This is a genomic window from Streptomyces sp. NPDC057565 (genome assembly GCF_042801455.1).
In the GTDB taxonomy this organism is placed as follows: domain Bacteria; phylum Actinomycetota; class Actinomycetes; order Streptomycetales; family Streptomycetaceae; genus Streptomyces; species Streptomyces yanii.
The window spans coordinates 1-2,192 of the sequence record NZ_JBHVFU010000161.1; the positions used below are offsets into that span (position 1 = coordinate 1).

Annotated in this window: 4 protein-coding genes and 1 pseudogene; 3 read left to right on the plus strand and 2 right to left on the minus strand. The window is 64.8% G+C overall.

What is annotated here, in order from left to right; translation table 11 throughout:
• Positions 1–89: 89 nt before the first annotated feature.
• The gene (locus ACFU8W_RS52325) at positions 90–341 is read left to right on the plus strand and encodes a transposase (protein WP_384052957.1); all 252 of its coding nucleotides are present in this window, start codon (positions 90–92) and stop codon (positions 339–341) included.
• 63 nt (positions 342–404) lie between these two features.
• Positions 405–662, plus strand: coding sequence for a hypothetical protein (locus ACFU8W_RS52330; protein WP_384052951.1), 258 nt, complete (start codon positions 405–407; stop codon positions 660–662).
• Here the strand turns inward: ACFU8W_RS52330 and ACFU8W_RS52335 are convergent.
• Positions 652–897, minus strand: coding sequence for a hypothetical protein (locus ACFU8W_RS52335; RefSeq protein WP_384052953.1), 246 nt, complete (start codon positions 895–897; stop codon positions 652–654). The genes ACFU8W_RS52330 and ACFU8W_RS52335 overlap by 11 nt on opposite strands.
• A gap of 400 nt (positions 898–1,297) precedes the next feature.
• Between ACFU8W_RS52335 and ACFU8W_RS52340 the strand changes: the two genes are divergently transcribed.
• On the plus strand, positions 1,298–1,720 hold the full coding sequence (locus ACFU8W_RS52340) for a hypothetical protein (RefSeq protein WP_384052955.1): 423 nt from the start codon (positions 1,298–1,300) through the stop codon (positions 1,718–1,720).
• Positions 1,721–1,993: 273 nt separating this feature from the next.
• On the opposite strand, the pseudogene ACFU8W_RS52345 reads toward ACFU8W_RS52340, so the two are convergent.
• Positions 1,994–2,192, minus strand: a pseudogene (locus tag ACFU8W_RS52345) (hypothetical protein); the annotation flags it as partial.

The following is a 2,192-nucleotide window of genomic DNA, read 5'->3' on the forward strand; positions in this document are numbered from 1 at the left end:
ACGCTCACGCAGTTCGTCGGAGTATTTCCGGGGGGCAGCCATGACGGGGATCCTTCCGGGTCTTCGATGTCTCCATCAAACCCAGGGCGATTCAGCGGTACGAGGCCGAACACGACTGGCTCACCACCGTCCGGCTTCCGCCATATGCACCCGACCTGAATCCCGTCGAGGCTGTCTGGTCACTCGTGCGCAGAGCAATGGCCAACGCCCCTTTCACCACGCCCGACGACCTCGACCGCAAGCTCCGCAGCGAGTTACGCAGGATTCAGCTCAGGCCCCGTCTCATCGACGGCTGTCTTACCGCCACAAAACTGGCCATCAGCCCACCGACCCCGCCTTGAAACCCTCAGTAACACGGTGCTCCAGCTATCGCAGTGCCACAGTTCCACCCCTACTCTGTGGTCGTGGACGAGGATATGCATGACCTTGCATTGTGGCTTGAGTCGAAGCGTCTGATGATCCACCCCCATACGGACATCCAGGTTCTGCAGCGTCTCATCTCCGAGGATGAGGACTCGCTGTTGCTTGCCCTGTACGACGACATCAGTGATCCCCGATCCGTCGCGGTCGCCCGTGCACAACAGCGTGCGGGCGGACAGCGACGCCGGCGGTTGCGGCGGCTCGCAGCTCGCGGGGGACAGGCCACTGACATCACTTGCTGACATCAACGGCGGCGGTCGGCCGCGGACCCGGCTGGCCATCGAAGTCCTCAGCTCCCTCTGAGACCTTGAGATTGCCCAGGTCGCCGACAGCCGCGATCGAACTCCTAAAGCGGGTGTCGCCGAGGTGGCTTCTACAAGCGGCCGGCCAGACGGCGACATGGAGGACGACGCCGAGGACGCCGACCGCCTGATTCCTCCCGGAGAGGACTGACGACCAGGGGGAGCTGGTGCCCATCTCGTGGCAGCCGTGCCAGAGGCCATGTCCCCTGGTGTGGTGCAGCGGTGGGCAGCTGTTCTCGGCCCGGGATGGTCGGCAACCTGTCGCGGGGCCTGTCGCGTCAAGTGGTGATGGCATGGACCATTGCGTGCGCCGGGCCAGGAAGCGGTTCGTGAAGGTGCTCCATGGACTGTTTGCCGCCCGACCGGGATCGGCCGCTGTGGTTGCGGTACTTCGCTGCCGTACCGCCTCACGCCTCGTGAGGAGTGGCCACCGACGACTGGGACTTGAACATGTTCAAACTCCGTGTCAGGGTACGCGCGGGTTCTTGAGTCCACCGGTCGCACACGCGGCCTGCAGAACCCGCTAGGGGTGGAGTGTGTTGCGTTACCGTCGTACTGCGCTGATCTTGCTCGCCATGGCCCTCGCCCTGACGGCCTGCGGCAGGTTCACCGTCATGCCGCCGCCCGAAGGCGAACCGGTCGTTTTGAAACCAGCCGAACTTGCGACCACGTGGACCGATGCCGAAGGCGGCACCCTCACGCTGAAGCAGGACGGGACGTTCATCGCCGATAAAGTCTGCGTCGCGGTCAGCTGGTACGAGGGTTTGACCTGGTCCGGAACAGGCACCTGGGAGCAAGGCTCCAATAAGAAGCAAAGCTTCGTCGGTGTGACCTTCGACGCCGCTCACCTCGTCGACACCTATCACCCCGAAGAGGGTGAGCGGGAGCCCGACTCCTACGCCGCCTTGAGGCAAGGCAAGGTCCTGAAGCTCTGGGTCGCCGTCGGCGATCCGGACAACGATTATCCGAACTGCGTCCTGGCCAGCCCGGCGAGTTGACCCGGTTGCCGCGCGGCCGCTTCCGACTGCGGGTCCATCGTGGCGTGCGCAGGGAGCTCCCATCCCGTCCACCGCCGACCCAGGCAGAGCCGAGCAGACGCGGCCCATGGCGTCCAGGTCGTTCGTACAGTGGCGCGCTCCACCTGGACGCCATGAACCACGCCCGCTCCACGGTTTGTGGGTCGGCGGCGGACGGGATGGGAGCTGGGGAGAGTGGTGGGTGGAGGTGAGGATGGAAGTTGGCCGAACCGACACAAAAGGGGCGCATCTCAATCATTTATCCGCTCGGTAGAGCTGGATGTCCCTGTTGACGAACAGGTGTACGTAGCCGCACCGCCAGCAAATCAGGCCTGTGGCCTTCTCGTCGGCCCAGGCTAAGAGCGTGCGCGGATAGGCGGTGTTCAGGGGCGCCTCCCGGGGCGTGCGTCCCAGCGGTAGAGGATCCACGCGCGGCGGATGAGGCGACGCAGAG

What these genes read in the sequence shown, in the direction of transcription:
- ACFU8W_RS52335 (WP_384052953.1), bottom strand. Translation starts at nt 897, where the DNA reads ATGGGCACCAGCTCCCCCTGGTCGTCAGTCCTCTCCGGGAGGAATCAG.
- ACFU8W_RS52340 (WP_384052955.1), top strand. Translation starts at nt 1,298, where the DNA reads ATGGCCCTCGCCCTGACGGCCTGCGGCAGGTTCACCGTCATGCCGCCG.